Origin of the sequence: Austwickia chelonae (genome assembly GCF_003391095.1) — a bacterium.
Taxonomy (GTDB): Bacteria; Actinomycetota; Actinomycetes; order Actinomycetales; family Dermatophilaceae; genus Austwickia; species Austwickia chelonae_A.
The window spans coordinates 952,181-967,975 of record NZ_CP031447.1; the positions used below are offsets into that span (position 1 = coordinate 952,181).

The following is a 15,795-nucleotide window of genomic DNA, read 5'->3' on the forward strand; positions in this document are numbered from 1 at the left end:
CACGCGGGATTCTTCTGAGGCGTCTGAACCTTCGGATGGCAGATCAGGGAGCTGTTGCTCGCTCGGTCTCATGAGGGGCACCTCCCCGAACAGGAGTGCGACCTTGGCCTTATATTCTGGTCTGCACCGTATTGATCGGGGGTTTTACAGAATGACGCGCTGGTCGAAGGGACTGCGCGCCCTAGCAGCCGTGTGCGTGGTCGCCATTGTGGCCGCGACGGTGTTGCTGGTGGTTCGCTCGCGAGGATACGACCAGACCAGGGTGACCCCCGACGACGGTACGGTCTGGGTCTCCGCCGACTCCTTGGGCATGTTCGGGCGGGTGAGTCTGCCCGACGGGGCCCTGGACGCGGCTTTCCCGCCGCCTGGCGAACGTCAAGCTGCATACCAACTCGACCTTTTTCAAGCCGGTCCGGCTGTCGTCGCTCGTGACCGGACTTCCGGGCGCGCTTATCCCGTGGACCTTGCCCGGGGTAAAGCGCTTGAAGACGAGGGTGTAGCAGTCCCAAGTTCCTGGACGATGGACTCTGGCGGCTCGACGGTCGCGGCGCTCGACCCCGTCTCTGGCGATGTGCGTATGGCGCAAACTGACCACGACGGCAGAGCGTCGGTCTCAGGGCTGACTTCCGCCACCAAGCCGTCCTTCTCGGTAGGGTCGGATGCAGGCGGTTCTCAGTCCGGCCGGCGGTCGGACCTGGCAGTGGGCCTGGACGGGCAGGTCCATGTCGCTTCGACCTCAGGACAGGTGTCGACCCGTCGTCCTGGGGTGGACATCGAGGTGAGGAAAACTGAACTCGGTGGACGCCTGCAGGATGTCCGGGTCACTGCGGTCGGAGACCGTCCGGTCGTCCTCGATCCCAAGGAGCGTCTTGTCGTTCTCCCCGGCGAGCAACGGGTCTCCCTTCCCTCTTCGCTGGGCGACTCCGTACTCCAACGTCCTGGTCCGGCTGCAGACGAGGTCCTCGTCGCCGGCTCCAAAGAGCTTTTCGCCATCTCCCTGGACGATGGCGCGATTCGGACGTTGTCCTCCGAAGGCATCGGATACCCGGCTCGCCCAGTACGTCAGGGTGAATGCATCGCTGCTGCTTGGGCTGGGGCGCAGGCGGTAGCGGTCCGCGGATGCGGGGAAGAAGCGCCCCGCAGAGTGAACCTTTCGCGTGACGAGGGCGGGCTGCAGACCCCCGATCTGCGGGCCAGAGGCACTTCCGTGGTGTTGAACGACGTCGCCCGAGGCTCGGTGTGGGACCTCTCCACCGGTAAGCGTCTTGACAACTGGTCCACGGTGAAGCCTCCCACCAAGGAAGGCAAGACCGGTAAAGACGATAAAGATCGAACGTCGAACCAGCCGAAGGCACCCAAAGCTGTTGCCGATGAATATGGAGTCCGGCCTGGACGGGCCAGCGTGCTCCATCTGCTCGACAACGACTCAAACCCTGGTGGTGCAGTCATCGCGATCTCCGAGGTGTCCTCGCCCAGCGACCCCCGCGTCCGGCCGACCATCTCTGCAGACGGCCAGAGTGTGCAGGTTGTGGTCCCGGACAATGTGGGTTCGGTGAACTTCAGTTACACCATCACTGACGGGCGGGGGCTCTCCTCGTCGGCTCCGGTGTCGCTGAAAGCTCGCACACCGAAAGACAACGCGCCCCCTCATCTGCGTGCCGGGCACAAACCACGTTCTTACGCCGTACCTAGCGGTGGGCACGTGGCTGTCCCCGTCCTGGCCGACTGGCGGGACGACAAGGACAACGATCCGGTGTCCGTGGTCTCCGCTTCTGCACAAGGAATGCAGGTCTCGGTCTCCAAGGATGGCAACGTCGATATCTCGGCTGCCGCAGGAAAGGGTCATCGACAGGTTTCCTACGAGGTCAGCGACGGGCAGAGCACTGCCAAGGGCACTATCGACCTCGAAGTACTCGCCCCTGGGGCGACAACGACCAGCCCACCCACCGCTATGCCGGACTTCGTTTCTGGCCAAGTGGGTCGTCCCGTCGTGATCCGGCCCTTGGACAACGACCTGCCCGGCGCAGACCCAGCTACTCCTGCGGCGCGTCTCCGTTTGGCCGGAGACGTCTCCTCGGCTGAAGGCCTGGCTGTCACGACCAATCGCAACGAGGGCACGGTCACCGTGACAGCGGCACGCCCGGGTACCTTCTTCCTTCCCTACGGGGTGATCTATGGTGGCGCGCCGATGGCCAAGTCCACTATCCGGGTGGACATCGCTCCAGTCGTGAAAGACGCCTCGCCGATCGCTGTCATGGATACCGCAGTGGTTCGCGGCCAAGGTGCTGTCACCGTCGACGTCCTGGCCAATGACATCAGCCCCTCCGGGCGCATCCTGGCAGTCTCTAAAGTTGAAGCCGCAGACCCGAACCAGCTGCAGGTAGGTGTGGTTCGTGGGCGATGGTTGCGTATCCAGCCGAAGAAGCCTCAACTCTCGCCGGCCCAGCAGGTGGTGCGTTACACAGCTGAGGACGGTGCCAACAGCGCAGTGACAGGGACGGTCATCGTCACTCAGCTGCCTGCTCTGCCGCAGTCGGTGCCGGTGACCTCCGAGGACCATGCCACGGTGCGTGTCGGTGACAATGTCACTATTCCTGTGCTCGACAACGACGAAGATCCCGGAGGCTCCCAACTCGAGATCGTGCAGGACGCCCCCGGCGCGCCGGCGCCAGGCCGCTTGGTCGTCACCGTGGACGGCAAAGAAACGACCGATCACGGTTCGGCTTATGTCTCTGGTCGCGTGGTCCGCTTCCAAGCTCCTCAGTCGGTGCAGAATCGGACGACCGTCCAGATCGCCTACCTGGCGCAGAACTCTTCCGGCTTGGAAGCCAAGGGGCAGGCGCACGTGGTGATCGAGCCGGAGCCCGGACAGGGAAATCCCAACCGTGAGCCGGAGCCGCCGGAGATCGAGGGTCGTATCGTCGCCGGTGACACGACGACGCTCCAGATCTCTGCGACCGGTGTCGACCCGGACGGCGACTCCGTTGCCCTCATAGGCATTTCCAGCGCGCCAATTTTGGGAAGGGTCATGGGTTTCACCCCCGGGACCTTGACCTATCAGGCGTATCCGATGTCAGGTGGCACGGATTCCTTCTCCTATGTCGTTCAGGACAAGTACGGTAAACGTGGCACCGGTACAGTTCGATTGGCCGTGGTCCCTCCCGGAGATCCACAGCCACCGATGGCGGTGGACGACACGATCGTGGCTCAGCCCGGAGCCGTCGTCCGTTTTGATCCTTTGACGAACGATCTGGTCGCCAGCGGGGACAAGGTCCGGATCAACGACCTGAAAGAGACCAATGGCGCCGAGGTCGAAGGCGTCAAACTCAATTCTCCGCGAGGCCCCATCGAAGCGACGGTCGGCACCGGAACCCAGCCGGTGACTTTCCGCTATTCCTTGACGAACGGTCTGGGGACGCCGAGCGTGGCCACCATCACCCTGCGCGCACGTGCCGGATACCGGATGGCGCCAGTGGCGGCGAACACTCAGGCCACGGTGAAGGACGGGGAGACCTCGGTCACCGTCGACGTCCTGGACAAGGTCCGTGATCCAGATGGTGACGGGACTGGCTTGCGCGTCAGCCAGGTCTTCTCCCGCGACGCCACGGTGCAAGGCAGCCAGGTGACGGTTCCGCTCAGCACGCACCCGCGTTTCGTGGCTTACGAGGTCACCGACCGTGAAGGTGCCTCGACGATGGCGGTGTTGACTGTCCCTGCCACGGGAGAAGGCCTGCCATTCCCCGCGCCGGACAAGGTGATCGAAGTCCCCAAGAAGGGGAACATCAAGGTCGACCTCTCCGATTACGTGCGTCATCCCGCAGGTAAGAAGGTCTCGGTCGTGCCGGGCTCCGCGCTCTCCTCTTCGCCGGAAGGGATGCTGGACGTGAAGGCGGTGGAGCCTACCCAGATCCAGGTGAGTGCGAAGACCGATTACGTAGGCCCGGCTGCGATCGCCTTGCAGGTGAGCGAGAACGCAGACGGTTCGGATTCCCAGAACAAGGCTGCTTTGATCTCCATCCCCGTTCAGGTCGGCCCGGAGACCCCGGTGCTGAGGTGCCCGTCCTCTACTTTGGGCGTGGTCGTCGGCGGTCCTGAACAGCGGTTCGACGTCATGGCGCTGTGCCACGTATGGACGGCCAAACCTGGTGGGGCGGAGAAGTTGCGTTTCCGCGGGCAGCTCTCGGGCGAGACCTCAGGTCTGCAACTCTCGAACCCCGACAACCACACGGTGGCTTTGTCGGCGAACGGGAACGCCAGGGAAGGCCAACGGGCAACACTGTCGATCAGCGTTCCTGGTACCGAGGCGAAGCCTGCCACGGTTGCCGTGACCGTTCGGAGCCCGCATCCGCCGACTCTTGCCCCGATCACCTTGGACGGTGTCGCGGCTGGACAGACAGCATCGGTGAACCTGGCAGGTTATGTTTCTTCGCCGTTGAGCTCGCCCAGATTGTCGGTCGTCTCTCTGGAACAGACCGGGGGAGCCCATGCGCGACGTGACGCAAACGGTCTCAACGTGTCGATCACTCCAGATGCTGGAGCAAAGGGTGTACTGACCTTCTCGGTCGTTGTCTCTGATGTCCCGGACCGTTCACGGACCGACCGTCAGGGCAGGGGCACTATCACCGTCAGGGTGATCGGTACCCCAGATGCGCCAGGAACTCCGGCACCGGCCGGTCCGCCGCAGAGCGGTGCCGTGGTCCTTAACTGGGCCGTGCCGAATCACAACGGTGCTCCGATCGATCGTTACCAGGTCTCCTGGCCTGGTGGCACGCAAGAATGCGCAACAGTGCCTTGCACGATCTCAGGCCTGCGGAACGGGGCGACCTTTCCCTTCCGGGTCAAGGCACACAACTCTGTGGGCTGGGGGCCGGAAAGCCCGGTCTCGGCACCGGTTCTGGTCGACGCACGTCCCGGCCCGGTGCGTGATGCCCGGGTGGCTCAGGGCGAGGCCGGCTCTTTGGTCGTGGCCTGGTCGCCACCGGAGTCCGTCGGGTCACCGGTGACCTCGTATGTGATCACGTGGCCGGGCGGCCGGATGGTCACTGCGGCGACACAGGTACTGGTACGAGGGCTGGATGCCACTGGTCCGGTGTCATTGACGATCGTGGCGGTCAACCAGGTCGGTCCAGGTGAGCCCGTGACGGTCACCGGCCAGGCGGCAGGACGGCCGAGGACACCGGGTGCTCCCTTGCTGTCAGCGATCGCCGATGGGAAGGGCAACGCGCAGGTGGCGATCTCGTGGACCCCAGTGCTGCCGAACGGTCCGTTGCCGCTGACCTACACGGTCACCCGGACCAGTGCCTCAGGGTCGACCACGGTCTGTTCTACCGGGATGGTCTCCTGTAAGGACACGGTTCCCTCCGATGGCGGGCAGTACTTCTATTCGGTGACTGCGACCAATGGAGCAGGACTTTCCTCCGACCCTGGGCCGTCGGCATCGATCACGGCAGAGGGCATCCCGGGGCAGCCGACCGATGTCAGCGCCGAGCGCACCCCGCAGGGCAAGATCCTGTTGACCTTCACTTCGCCGCGTAGCACCAAGCCGGTCACGGTGCAGTGCGCGCTGGGGGCCTCTCCCTGCTCGGGCGCACCCTGGGATTTCGCCACATCGGAACGGGTCACTCGGACACTGGAGCCGGTCTCCGGGGCGCTCACCATCACGTTGAGGGCGTGTAATCAGGGCTCGAGGACACAATGCTCGGCGCCTTTGACGGTGCCGATCAAGGGCGAACAGAACTCGGATGTCAAGGTCAAGGTCGGGGCCAGTGGGCCGTCGATCGGCTATGAGGTGTCGACACCCGGAGCGCCTCCAGGTAGTTCCTTGTCGGTAACGGTGTCCGCCGGTGGACGCACAGTGAGCAGTCAGCAGTTCACCACAGGAGCAGGCGAGGCCTGGGCCGCGAAGCAGACGGTACGGGTGGGCTACGGACAGAAGGTCGCTGTCACGGCTGTGCTGACCACCGCGCAAGGCAGCCGAACTGCCAAAGGTTCGGTGGAGACCAGCCTGGCGAAGGTGGCTCTGACCGGAACCGGCGTGAGTTCACCGATCCCGGTCACGATCGAAGTGAGTGGGATGGCCCCCAGCGCGACGGTGGTCTGCACGGTGACCAATCGGACTAGGTCGGCCTCGGCCGATGTGAATGTGGCGACAGATGCGTCAGGGAGAGGGACGGCGGTAGCCCCGCCAGACCGGTTGAAGGCCCAGGCGCGTGATGTCGTCATCGCTACGTGTGACCGTGGCGGTAACGACGGGGGAGTCAGCTCCCCGCCGACCACCCTTCCCACCAAGCCCTGACGGGCCAGATCACCGCCGTGAGGAGACGGAACACGTGATGAACAGGAAAAGCTCAGCCGATCAGGGCAAAACGGTGGCACAGTCCCACGAGATCAGCTGGTTCCAGAAGACCTTCGACGCTTTGGCGACCAATGTCGCTGAAGCGGTTTTGGGTAAACGCCATGTGGTCGACCTGACCCTGACCTGCTTGGCTGCCCGGGGACATCTCCTCCTGGAGGATCTTCCTGGTACGGGGAAGACCAGCTTGGCCCGGGCCCTGGCACAGAGCGTCCAGGGCGAGCATCACCGCATCCAGTTCACTGCCGACCTGCTCCCTGGCGATGTCACAGGGGTGTCGATCTTCGACCCGGCTAAGCAGGTCTTCGAGTTCCACCAGGGGCCGGTGTTCTCGAACATCGTCCTGGCCGACGAGATCAACCGGGCCAGCCCGAAGACCCAGTCCGCTTTGTTGGAGGCGATGGGTGAGGGCCGCGTCACAGTGGACGGGGTCACCCATGAGATGGCGACCCCTTTCATGGTGATCGCCACCCAGAACCCTATCGAGCAGGCTGGGACCTACCGGCTTCCTGAAGCGCAGTTGGACCGCTTCCTCATGAAGACATCGGTCGGTTATCCCGACCGGGCGGCGATGCGGCAGGTATTGGGCGGGCGTGCGGAACGTGACCGGGCCAAGTCTGTGCGTCCGGTGATCACCGGCGAGGTGGTCGGGCAGTTGGTCGATGTCGCTCAACGGGTCTATGTCGCCGACGAAATCATCGATTACGTCACGAACCTGGCTGAGGAGTCGAGGGTGACTCCGCATGTTCGGGTCGGGATGTCGGTACGCGGAGCGTTGTCGTACGTGCACTGCGCCAAGGCTTGGGCGGCTTCGCAGGGCCGGAATTTCGTCATTCCGGACGACATCAAGGAGCTGGCGGTCCCGGTGCTGAGCCATCGTCTGCTGTTGGACGCCGAGGCGCAGTTCGAGGGGGTTTCAGTGGAGGCCGTCATCGATCAGGTCTTCGAGATGGTGCCGGTTCCCGACGGCGGTTCTCGCGGGTCCGATCGGAGCTGACATGGCTTTTCCCCGCTTTCCTGCCTCGGTCGGCCGGATTCGTACGCAGGTGGTGTCGACCTGGTCCGCAGCCTTGGACGGACCGTATGGCAGGACTGCTCGTCGGTGGGCAGCCCCGGCAGTCCGGGTCTTGGGCCCGGTGACTCCTTTGGGCTGGTCGGTGGTGGCTGCTGCCTTCCTGTCCTGGGTGGTCTGGTTGTCCACCGGCTGGGCAGAGGCTGGGGCGATGTGCATGGCGGGTTTCGTGCTGGTCTTTCTTTCAGTGGCCTGGTCGTTGTTGCAGGGGGGGATGGAGGTCTCCTTGTCCTTGTCGCCGACCCGGGTGACGGCGGGGGAGAGCGCAGGAGGTGAGGTGGTTCTGCGCAGAGTAGGCCGACGTCGCCGTCTTCCGGCTGTGGTGGAGCTCCCGGTCGGTATGGGACGTGGGCGTTTTTATGTCGGCGGGTCTGTGGGTTCGGTCCAGGTCGAGCAGTATTCGGTCTTCACGGAGAAGCGTGGAGTGGTCCGGGTCGGGCCGGCACGGTCGATCTCGGGGGATCCTTTTGGCCTGGTGCGCAGGGAACAGACCTGGACGGGGATCTGCGAGCTCTTCGTGCATCCGCACACGGTCCATCTGCCGGCTTTGGACGCTGGCATGATCCGCGATCTCGAGGGTCGTTCAACGACGGACCCCTCGCCCTCCGACCTCGACTTTCATACGGTGAGGCCGTATGTGCCAGCCGATGATCGGCGCCATGTGCATTGGAAGGCGACAGCGAGATCTGGCTCGGTCGGTCCCTCCGAAACGCAGTCCTTGCTGGTCAAGCAGTACTACGACACGAGGCGCTCCCACCTGGGATTGGTCGTCGATGTCGATGCCGGGCATTATCCCGACCCTGATGACGTGGAGATGGCCCTGGAGGCCGCAGCTTCTTTGGCTGTGCGCGCCTGTCGAGACGAGTTGGACGTCAGCGTGGCGGCGGGAGATCGGCTGATCCATGCTGCGCCCCTACCGGTCCTGTTGGATGGGTTTGCGCAGGTCGAGGTTGGTTCAGAGCATTTGTCCGAATCGGTGGTCCGTCTGATGACGGCGGCGCCACAGATGAGCTTGGTGGTCTTCGTGGTCGGTCCGCAGACTGATCACGATGATCTGCGGCTGGGAGTCTCTCTGCTGCCGGCCTCGGTGCGGCCGGTGATCTTACGGGTCCATCCCGGGCATCAGCCGGGTCTGTCGACTTTTCCGGGTGCTTCGGCAATGGTGATCGGCCGGGTCGAGGACCTGCCGATGTTGGTGCGAGAGGGAACTTTGTGAAGTCTGCTCTGGATCGTCTGGCCATGGCGCTGTCCGAGCGCGAGGCTGTAGTCGACGCAGTGATGGTCGTGCTGTTGTTGTGCTGCGCGCTGGGCGGCTTCGCTGGGACTTTCGACGGCCCGTTGGCTCTGTTGGCAGGATGGGCCGGGGTGTTGATCGGCGTCAGCCTGGACACGGTGTGTCGCTCGTTGGCGGTTCCTCGATGGGCACGTATCGCGGCGCGTGTACTAGGGACTTCACTGGTCTATCTCGCTGTGGCTCCGTTCCTCGGTGCGAGGAGCGCTGATGACGGGCCCTTGTCCCCTGATGCCTGGATGCGGGCCGCCCAGGTGGCTTTTGGTGGATGGCGTGATTTGCTGACCACCTTGCCGCCGGTGGCGCAGAGTGGGCCGATGGCGGCATTGCCATGGCTGATGGGCCTGGTAGCAGGATTATTGACTTTTGCGGCTGCTCGGACGTGGCTGCGCTCAGGACCAGTTCTGGGGTTGGTCGGGGCGACAGCGGCTTTGACCGCGCTTTTGGGTACTTCGTCCTCCTCAGGAGCGGTTCTGCGTGGGCTGGTGCTGATCCTGGGCGCGGCGTTGTGGGCGGGGATCCGTTCTTCTCGTTTGGTGGCATCGAACAGGCCAGTAGGTGCGGCTCAGTTCGCTGCAGGCGCTGCGTTGTTGATGGTGACCGGGGTCATCGCGGCGCCAGCTGCTCAGGCGATGACTTCTTCAGGTGGGCCGCGCGAGACCTTGCGCGAACGCATGATGCCTCCGGTGACCGATCATACGAAGGCCAGTGTTCTTGCTGGTTTCCGCCGTTTTCGCCCGGTGGGCGAGGCTTTGGCGGACAAGGCTCTGGTACAGGTGTCGGGGCTGCCCAAGGATGCGCCGGTTCGATTTGCTGTCCTGGATTGTTTCACCGGGACGGTATGGGACGCCTGCGGTCTGCCCGGTGTGGCCAGACCGGGTGCGGGGGCGTTCTGGAAGGTCGGTACCGCCATCCCTGCGCAGATCGAGGGAAAGACGGCGGAGTATCGCATTCGGGTGGAGGACGCTTATGCCCAAGATCCTTATCTGCGGGATTGGGTTCCTTCAGCGGGTTCCCTGACTTCTTTGGACTATGCAGGCGACCGCAGAGAAGCCTTGAGCGAAGCAAGCCGGGTGAACGTCTCGACGGGGGCTGTGCTGGTCTCCGGGGGTGTCCGGGGAGGTGAGGAGACGGTGCAGGCTGCCCGTTTGCCGGGGGCTGCCTTGCCGGACACCTTGCCTGCTACTCAAGGTGCGTTGACCGATGTCTCCCGTCTCCAGGCCGTGTCGTCCTATGTGGCTCGGTGGGGAGGCCCCTCCTCGGATCCATGGCAGCGCTTGCGTGCTGCGGCCCAGCACCTGCGTTCCACCGGTGCTTACTCCGATGGCGACACCGGTTCGGAGCGTCCGGTTCTGCCTGGGCACGGGGTCGGGCGGATCGAGGCTCTTCTGGGGGCCACTGAGCCGGCTGGGGACGACGAACAGTACGCCAGCGCGGCTGCGTTGATGGCGAACAGCCTCGGGTTACCGGCGCGGGTCGTCGTGGGCGGGGTGCCTGACTCCTCCGGGGTGCTGCGGGGCCGGGAGGTCCGGGCCTGGATCGAAGTAGCTGTCGAGAATGCCTGGGTGCAGCTGGGACCTGACCAGATCGTGCCGCCTCGGGACAAAAAACCTAAGCCCATCCCGGAGGAGGATGTGCAAGGTGCTTCGGCGGCAGTGGTTCCGCCTCCTAATACTGCGCGTCGGCCGAGCTCGGAAGATCCGTTCGCCTCCGATACGTCCTTGGGTGGACATGATCGACGCTCGACGCCGGTGAGCGAGTGGTGGGTCACCATGCCGTTGTGGGCTCGGCTGACCGGTGCGATCGTGTTGGGGCCGCCGCTGTTGTGGCTGGCTTTCGTCGGTGCCGTGATGGCGGTGAAGGGTGGGCGTCGGTCGGCTCGGCAGAAGCGTGCTCCGACAGCTGCGGTCTGCGCAGGTTGGGATGAGGTGGTCGACCGGCTCATCGACCGGGGTATGTCTCCGCCGTCGGGTGTGAGCCGTCGTGAGTTGGCCCGGCTGTCAGGGGACCCTTCCCTCTTGGGGTTGGCTTCGCGGATCGATGCGGTTCATTACGGTCCGCAGTCAGTTGGTGAGGAAGAGGTGGCTGCGGTCTGGCGTGAGGTGATGGAGCAGCACAGGCTACTGGCTGCGAACCTTCCCTGGTGGCGACGGCTCCTCGTTGCGGGCAGCTTGCGTTCGTTGCTGCCCGGCTGGCGTACTCGCGAGGGCGCTGAGGGGCTACGGCCTTCTTCGGTGTATTTCGTGCAGATCCAGAATTAGTGGCGTCCGAAGGGCCAGAGCCACCACCACCAGGGGCGTTTTTTCCGACGATGACGGCGTAGGCCGCCTTGGGGTACTTCGGTGTCGAAGAGGTCAACGGCTCCCATGGCGGGTGCGTAGACGCTTTCGGTGGCGCTGGTCCGACGTTCGCGTCGAGTGGCCCGGGTCGGGGCCTCCCCGCCGCGGGCTGCTCGACGTGTTGCGCGGGTGGCCGGTGATTCCATGACCGGGGGCGGGCTGTAGACAGGTTCCCTGCCGAGGCCGGGGAGGAGCTGAGGCGCGTGTTCGATCGGTTCCTCGGGCAGAGGGAAGGGTGCTGGGGGAAGGAACCCATGATGTTCGTGATCGAAGTAGTCGGTCTTCGGGGCGAAGGCTTCGGGTCGTGTGACGTGGTCTGCGTATGAGTCGGTGCTGTTCAGGTCCGGATAGCGTGGCTGCTCTTCTTCCCAAGGATCCGAATAGGTCTGGTGATACAGGTCGGGGGGATCCTGAAATCTTTGGTGATCCTGGAGAGGTTCATGCCAGGGGTCGGGGTAGCGCTCCTGGTAGTCCGAGGGGATGGGACTTCTCTGGGTTTCCTGGTAGGAGGAGCGGTCGGGATAGGGGTCGTACCAAGAGTCTTGGTAGGAGCTCTGGTAAGGGTCCGACTGGGGCAGGTCGTGAATGTCGCCATGCGGGGGTAGATGGGCCGACGAATAAGGGCCGGGATACGCCTCGGCGGACGGATAGTAGCGTCCTTCGGGTGACTCTTCTTGGTAGTAGGGGTCCTGATAGTGGGTTTCTACCGGTGGTGGGTAGGCCGCGAGGTAAGGCGGTGGTGCGTTGAAGCGTTGGGACAATGTCGCGTCATGGAGGAGCTTGCGCTGTAACGACCAGTACTGGGTGGGCGAGATCTCTCCCTGTAGGTACAGCTCGTCGAGTTGGGCGAGATCATAAGGCGCCTGGGAGGCCTCGGTTTGTTCATCGTTCATCGGGGGAACGGTGTGCCGGGCCGGTCACGGTGCGCAGTGTGACTGGCCCGGTGTCGTCGGCTGGTGTAGGGAAGTGAGCGCCGGCGCCTATGCGAGGAAGGGCGGGGAGAGGTGCGCGGTCGTGGCTGGCTCGGCGCTCTCGCGTCCGGGGGTCTGCCGTGTCAGTGAAAGGTAGGGCACTGGATCGGCAGGCTGTCACCTGAGGTGTGATGTTGCGTCGTGTAGGCACGGAGGGCTCCCCTTGTTCCAGTCGTGATGATATCTCTCCCCGCGGTGGCTTATCTCCTCTGGCTCAGTCGGATGGGACGAGGGATGAGTCCCTCGGCGGGCTCGGTCTCGGCGCATGACAGCCGATGGGTGGGGGTGGCCTCTTGAACTGTCCTACAGGACGACTGCCCCATTCTTCTCATTTAATGAGATGGAGGTCCTATTATGCAAGACGAGCCGCTAGCGTCCTTCTCTATGAAGGATGTCGCACAGGACACCATCGAGCTGGCCTGCATCCCCGGTGATGGTATTGGCCCCGAAGTCGTCCGTGAAGCCCGGTCGGTCCTCGACGCCCTTGCCGGGAGTGGCATCGGACCCCGCATTGATGTGACCGAGTACGACCTCGGAGCGCGCCGTTGGAAGGAGACCGGCGAGGCCTTGCCGGCCGGAGTGCTCCGAGAACTGCGCGACCACGACGCCATTCTCCTGGGAGCTATCGGGGACCCTTCTGTGCCCAGCGGACTGCTCGAACGCCAGCTCCTGCTGGCGCTCCGTTTCGCACTCGACCACTATGTGAACCTTCGCCCGGTCAAGCTCCTGCCCGGCGGCACGACCCCCCTTGACCTTGCCCAGGTCGCACCCGAAGGCATCGACTACGTCGTCGTCCGGGAAGGTACCGAAGGGCCTTATGTCGGCAACGGAGGTGCCCTGCGTGTCGGGACCCCGGCCGAGATCGCCACCGAGACCAGCATCAATACGCGGCATGGCGTCGAACGCGTGGTGCGCTATGCCTTCGATACCGCTCGTGGTCGATCACGCCGCCATCTCACCTTGGTGCATAAGCACAATGTGCTCACCCACGCCGGGCAGCTGTGGCGACGTACCGTCGAAGAGGTCGCCGCCGATTATCCCGAGGTCGAGTGGGGATACCAGCATGTCGACGCGGCAACGATCTTCATGGTGACCGACCCCGGACGTTTCGACGTCATCGTGACGGACAACCTCTTCGGCGACATCATCACTGACCTCGCAGGCGCCACCGCCGGAGGTATCGGATTGGCGGCCAGCGGAAATATCAACCCGACGCGAAGCACCCCGAGCATGTTCGAACCAGTCCACGGTTCGGCGCCCGATATCGCCGGACAGGGCAAGGCTGATCCGACCGCCACGATCCTGTCTGCAGCGATGATGCTGACCCACCTGGGGTATCCAGAAGCCTCTGCTGCCATCGAAACAGCCGTTGCAGCCGACCTGGCCGCGCGGCCTCGACTGGGAACACGCTGTACCTCCGACATCGGAGAGTCAGTCGTACGACTCCTGACCTGAACCACCCAGAATCCCCTCGTCGCCGACCCGGACAGCTCCACTGCGCCCAGCGCAGGAGGAACCAGACCGGGCGTGGGACTGCGCTAAGCGTTAACCTGCCCAGGAGCGAAGGTGCGCAACCTGATCAACGGCGGCACCCCTGCCCCTCACCGTCCCGATGACGACAAGGACCCGGCTATGACTCTCGCCTTCACCACCCAGGACCACCCCCAACGGGCCACGGCTGAACAGCGCGCCTACGTATTGGGCAATCCCGGATTCGGGCAGAACTTCACCGACCACATGGCCCTGGCCCGCTGGACCAGCGACGAAGGATGGCATGAAGGCGCAGTGGTGCCCTACGGGCCGTTGGCCATCGACCCGGCCGCAGCGGTCCTGCACTACGCCCAGGAGATCTTCGAGGGTCTGAAGGCCTACCGACATGCAGACGGGTCGATCTGGACCTTCCGGCCGGAAGCGAACGCTGAGCGGATGCAGCAGAGCGCACTCCGTCTTGCCCTGCCTCAGCTGCCCACGCAGGACTTCATCGAGTCCTTGCGTGCGCTGGTGGCTGTCGACCATGAGTGGGTTCCTGCAGTAGGAACGGGGGAGACCAGCCTGTACCTACGCCCGTTCATGTACGCCTCTGAGGCCTTCCTGGGGGTGCGTCCTTCTCGTGAGGTGACCTACTGCTGTATCGCTTCGCCCGCCGGCGCGTACTTCTCCAGGGGGCTGGCACCAGTGAACCTGTGGGTGTCCACCCAGTATGCGCGTGCAGGAGCAGGCGGCACCGGAGCGGCGAAGTGCGGTGGCAACTACGCCAGTTCGTTGGCCGGACAGTTGGAAGGCGCTCAGCACGGCTGCGACCAGGCTGTCTTCCTCGACTCGGGGACTCACCGCTACATCGAGGAACTCGGCGGGATGAACCTCTTCCTGGTGTACCGCGACGGTCGGATCGTTACCCCGGAGTTGACCGGGAGCATCCTGCCCGGCGTCACCCGCAGGTCGATCCTGCAGCTGGCGAGTGAGATGGGCCTGTCTCCCGAAGAGCGGCGTATTCCTATCCAGGAGTGGAAGGACGGAGCCGCCAGTGGTGAGATCACCGAGATCTTTGCTTGTGGCACCGCTGCGGTCATTACTCCGGTGGGCGAACTCCGCTGGGACGGCGGCACTTGCGACCACCGTCGTTCGGTCGACCCCGGTCAGGTGGGGGATGTGACCCAGCAGCTGCGTACGGCTCTGCTGGACATCCAGTACGGGCGGGTGGAGGACACCCGCGGGTGGATGACCCGTTTGTTCTGAGCGGTGCCGTCCTGGCCCTCTCGACGTGTGGTTCTCCGGCGGGCAGGGTCAGGACGCCGCAGGGTCGTTCAGGATGCGCTCGCACGTGGTGATCAATCGTGACCTCAGCATGCTGGCCTCCTCGGCGATCTCCCGCTGGCGGGCGACATAGGTGGAGCGTCCGGCGGCCGTTTCGACAGGAATCGCCTCCAGGCCGAAGCCGGTCACATCGTAGGGGCTGGCCTGCATGTCGAGCTGCCGGGCTCGTAATGCCATCTCCAGACAGTCCATGAGCAGCTCGCTGGGTACGGCCGGGGAGAGTCGGGCAGCCCAGTGATAGAGGTCCATCGAGGCGTGGAGGCAGCCGGGTTGTTCCTGGTCGTCGCGATTCTTCCGGGTGGGGTGTAGCTGGTTGAGCGGACGCGCCTGCTCGGTGAAGAAACGGTAGGCGTCGAAGTGGCTGCACCGGATCGTGGACTGTTCGACGACCTGGTCGGTGTGTGCCTGGCTGAGGCGCAGGGGCAACTGTTCGTGACGTCGTTCGTTGTCGGACAGCCCATAGACCATGGCCCATTCGTGGAGTCCGAAACAGGAGAAGACTGCGGGGCGTGAGGCCGTGGCGGCCAGTAGCTGATGGATCTCTTCGACCAGCCTGCGGCGGGCTTCGAGGAAGGCCGGCACGTCCAGGAGGTATCCGTCGCCGTGTGCTGTGTAGTGGGGCCAGTGCCGACGCTCAGAGGGGCCGGCCCCGTCCTGGAGGAGCACGCCTGGTCCTGGGTGCCAGCGTCGGAGTTTGCCCGGCCGATGGCGGTAGTAGACCCAGAGGAAGTCTTCGACGGGGTGGCTCAGCCCGCGGCTGCGGCGGTGCAAGTGGCCGTTCACCAGCTTCTCGACCCGTCCAGTATGGGTCTCCTCGCGATGACGCCATTCGGCGTACGACAGCTCTTCCACGGAGCAGGACCCTACCGCTCGTGGGAAGGATCGACCCGACCAACCTCGCGAAATTGGTTGAACAATATCCGGAGTCAGATCTACTCTCCTAAGAGTCGTCGCGA

Annotated in this window: 8 protein-coding genes; 6 read left to right on the forward strand and 2 right to left on the reverse strand. The window is 64.3% G+C overall.

Features of this window, described 5'->3' with window-relative positions; genetic code table 11:
• Nucleotides 1-151: 151 nt before the first annotated feature.
• Genes DX923_RS04205 through DX923_RS04220 form a run of 4 tightly spaced genes read left to right on the forward strand, consistent with a single transcriptional unit; the run spans nucleotide 152 to nucleotide 10,976 of the window.
• Nucleotides 152-6,295, forward strand: coding sequence for an Ig-like domain-containing protein (locus tag DX923_RS04205; RefSeq protein WP_162872774.1), 6,144 nt, complete (start codon nucleotides 152-154; stop codon nucleotides 6,293-6,295).
• A gap of 37 nt (nucleotides 6,296-6,332) precedes the next feature.
• Nucleotides 6,333-7,349 carry an AAA family ATPase gene (locus DX923_RS04210; protein ID WP_205413104.1) on the forward strand — a complete coding sequence of 339 codons (1,017 nt, stop codon included), beginning with the start codon at nucleotides 6,333-6,335 and terminating at the stop codon, nucleotides 7,347-7,349.
• Nucleotide 7,350: 1 nt separating this feature from the next.
• Entirely contained in the window at nucleotides 7,351-8,640 is a 1,290-nt protein-coding gene (locus DX923_RS04215) for a DUF58 domain-containing protein (RefSeq protein ID WP_116112920.1), read from the forward strand.
• Complete coding sequence (locus DX923_RS04220; RefSeq protein ID WP_116112922.1) at nucleotides 8,637-10,976, forward strand: transglutaminase-like domain-containing protein; 2,340 nt, start codon at nucleotides 8,637-8,639, stop codon at nucleotides 10,974-10,976. Before DX923_RS04215 ends, DX923_RS04220 begins: the two co-directional genes overlap by 4 nt.
• Here DX923_RS04220 and DX923_RS04225 read toward each other — a convergent pair.
• The gene (locus DX923_RS04225; RefSeq protein ID WP_116112923.1) at nucleotides 10,973-11,947 is read right to left on the reverse strand and encodes a hypothetical protein; all 975 of its coding nucleotides are present in this window, start codon (nucleotides 11,945-11,947) and stop codon (nucleotides 10,973-10,975) included. The genes DX923_RS04220 and DX923_RS04225 overlap by 4 nt on opposite strands.
• 462 nt (nucleotides 11,948-12,409) lie before the next feature.
• Here DX923_RS04225 and DX923_RS04230 point away from each other — a divergent pair, with 462 nt between their 5' ends.
• Together DX923_RS04230 and DX923_RS04235 are read left to right on the forward strand one after the other, a co-directional pair.
• A complete protein-coding gene (locus tag DX923_RS04230) occupies nucleotides 12,410-13,480 on the forward strand; it encodes a 3-isopropylmalate dehydrogenase (protein WP_116112925.1) in 1,071 nt (356 codons plus the stop codon).
• A 177-nt stretch (nucleotides 13,481-13,657) separates the two neighbouring features.
• A complete protein-coding gene (locus tag DX923_RS04235) occupies nucleotides 13,658-14,761 on the forward strand; it encodes a branched-chain amino acid aminotransferase (RefSeq protein ID WP_116116151.1) in 1,104 nt (367 codons plus the stop codon).
• A 48-nt stretch (nucleotides 14,762-14,809) separates the two neighbouring features.
• Here DX923_RS04235 and DX923_RS04240 read toward each other — a convergent pair whose 3' ends face one another.
• Complete coding sequence (locus DX923_RS04240; RefSeq protein WP_116112926.1) at nucleotides 14,810-15,691, reverse strand: 3-methyladenine DNA glycosylase; 882 nt, start codon at nucleotides 15,689-15,691, stop codon at nucleotides 14,810-14,812.
• Between the last annotated feature and the right edge of the window lie 104 nt (nucleotides 15,692-15,795).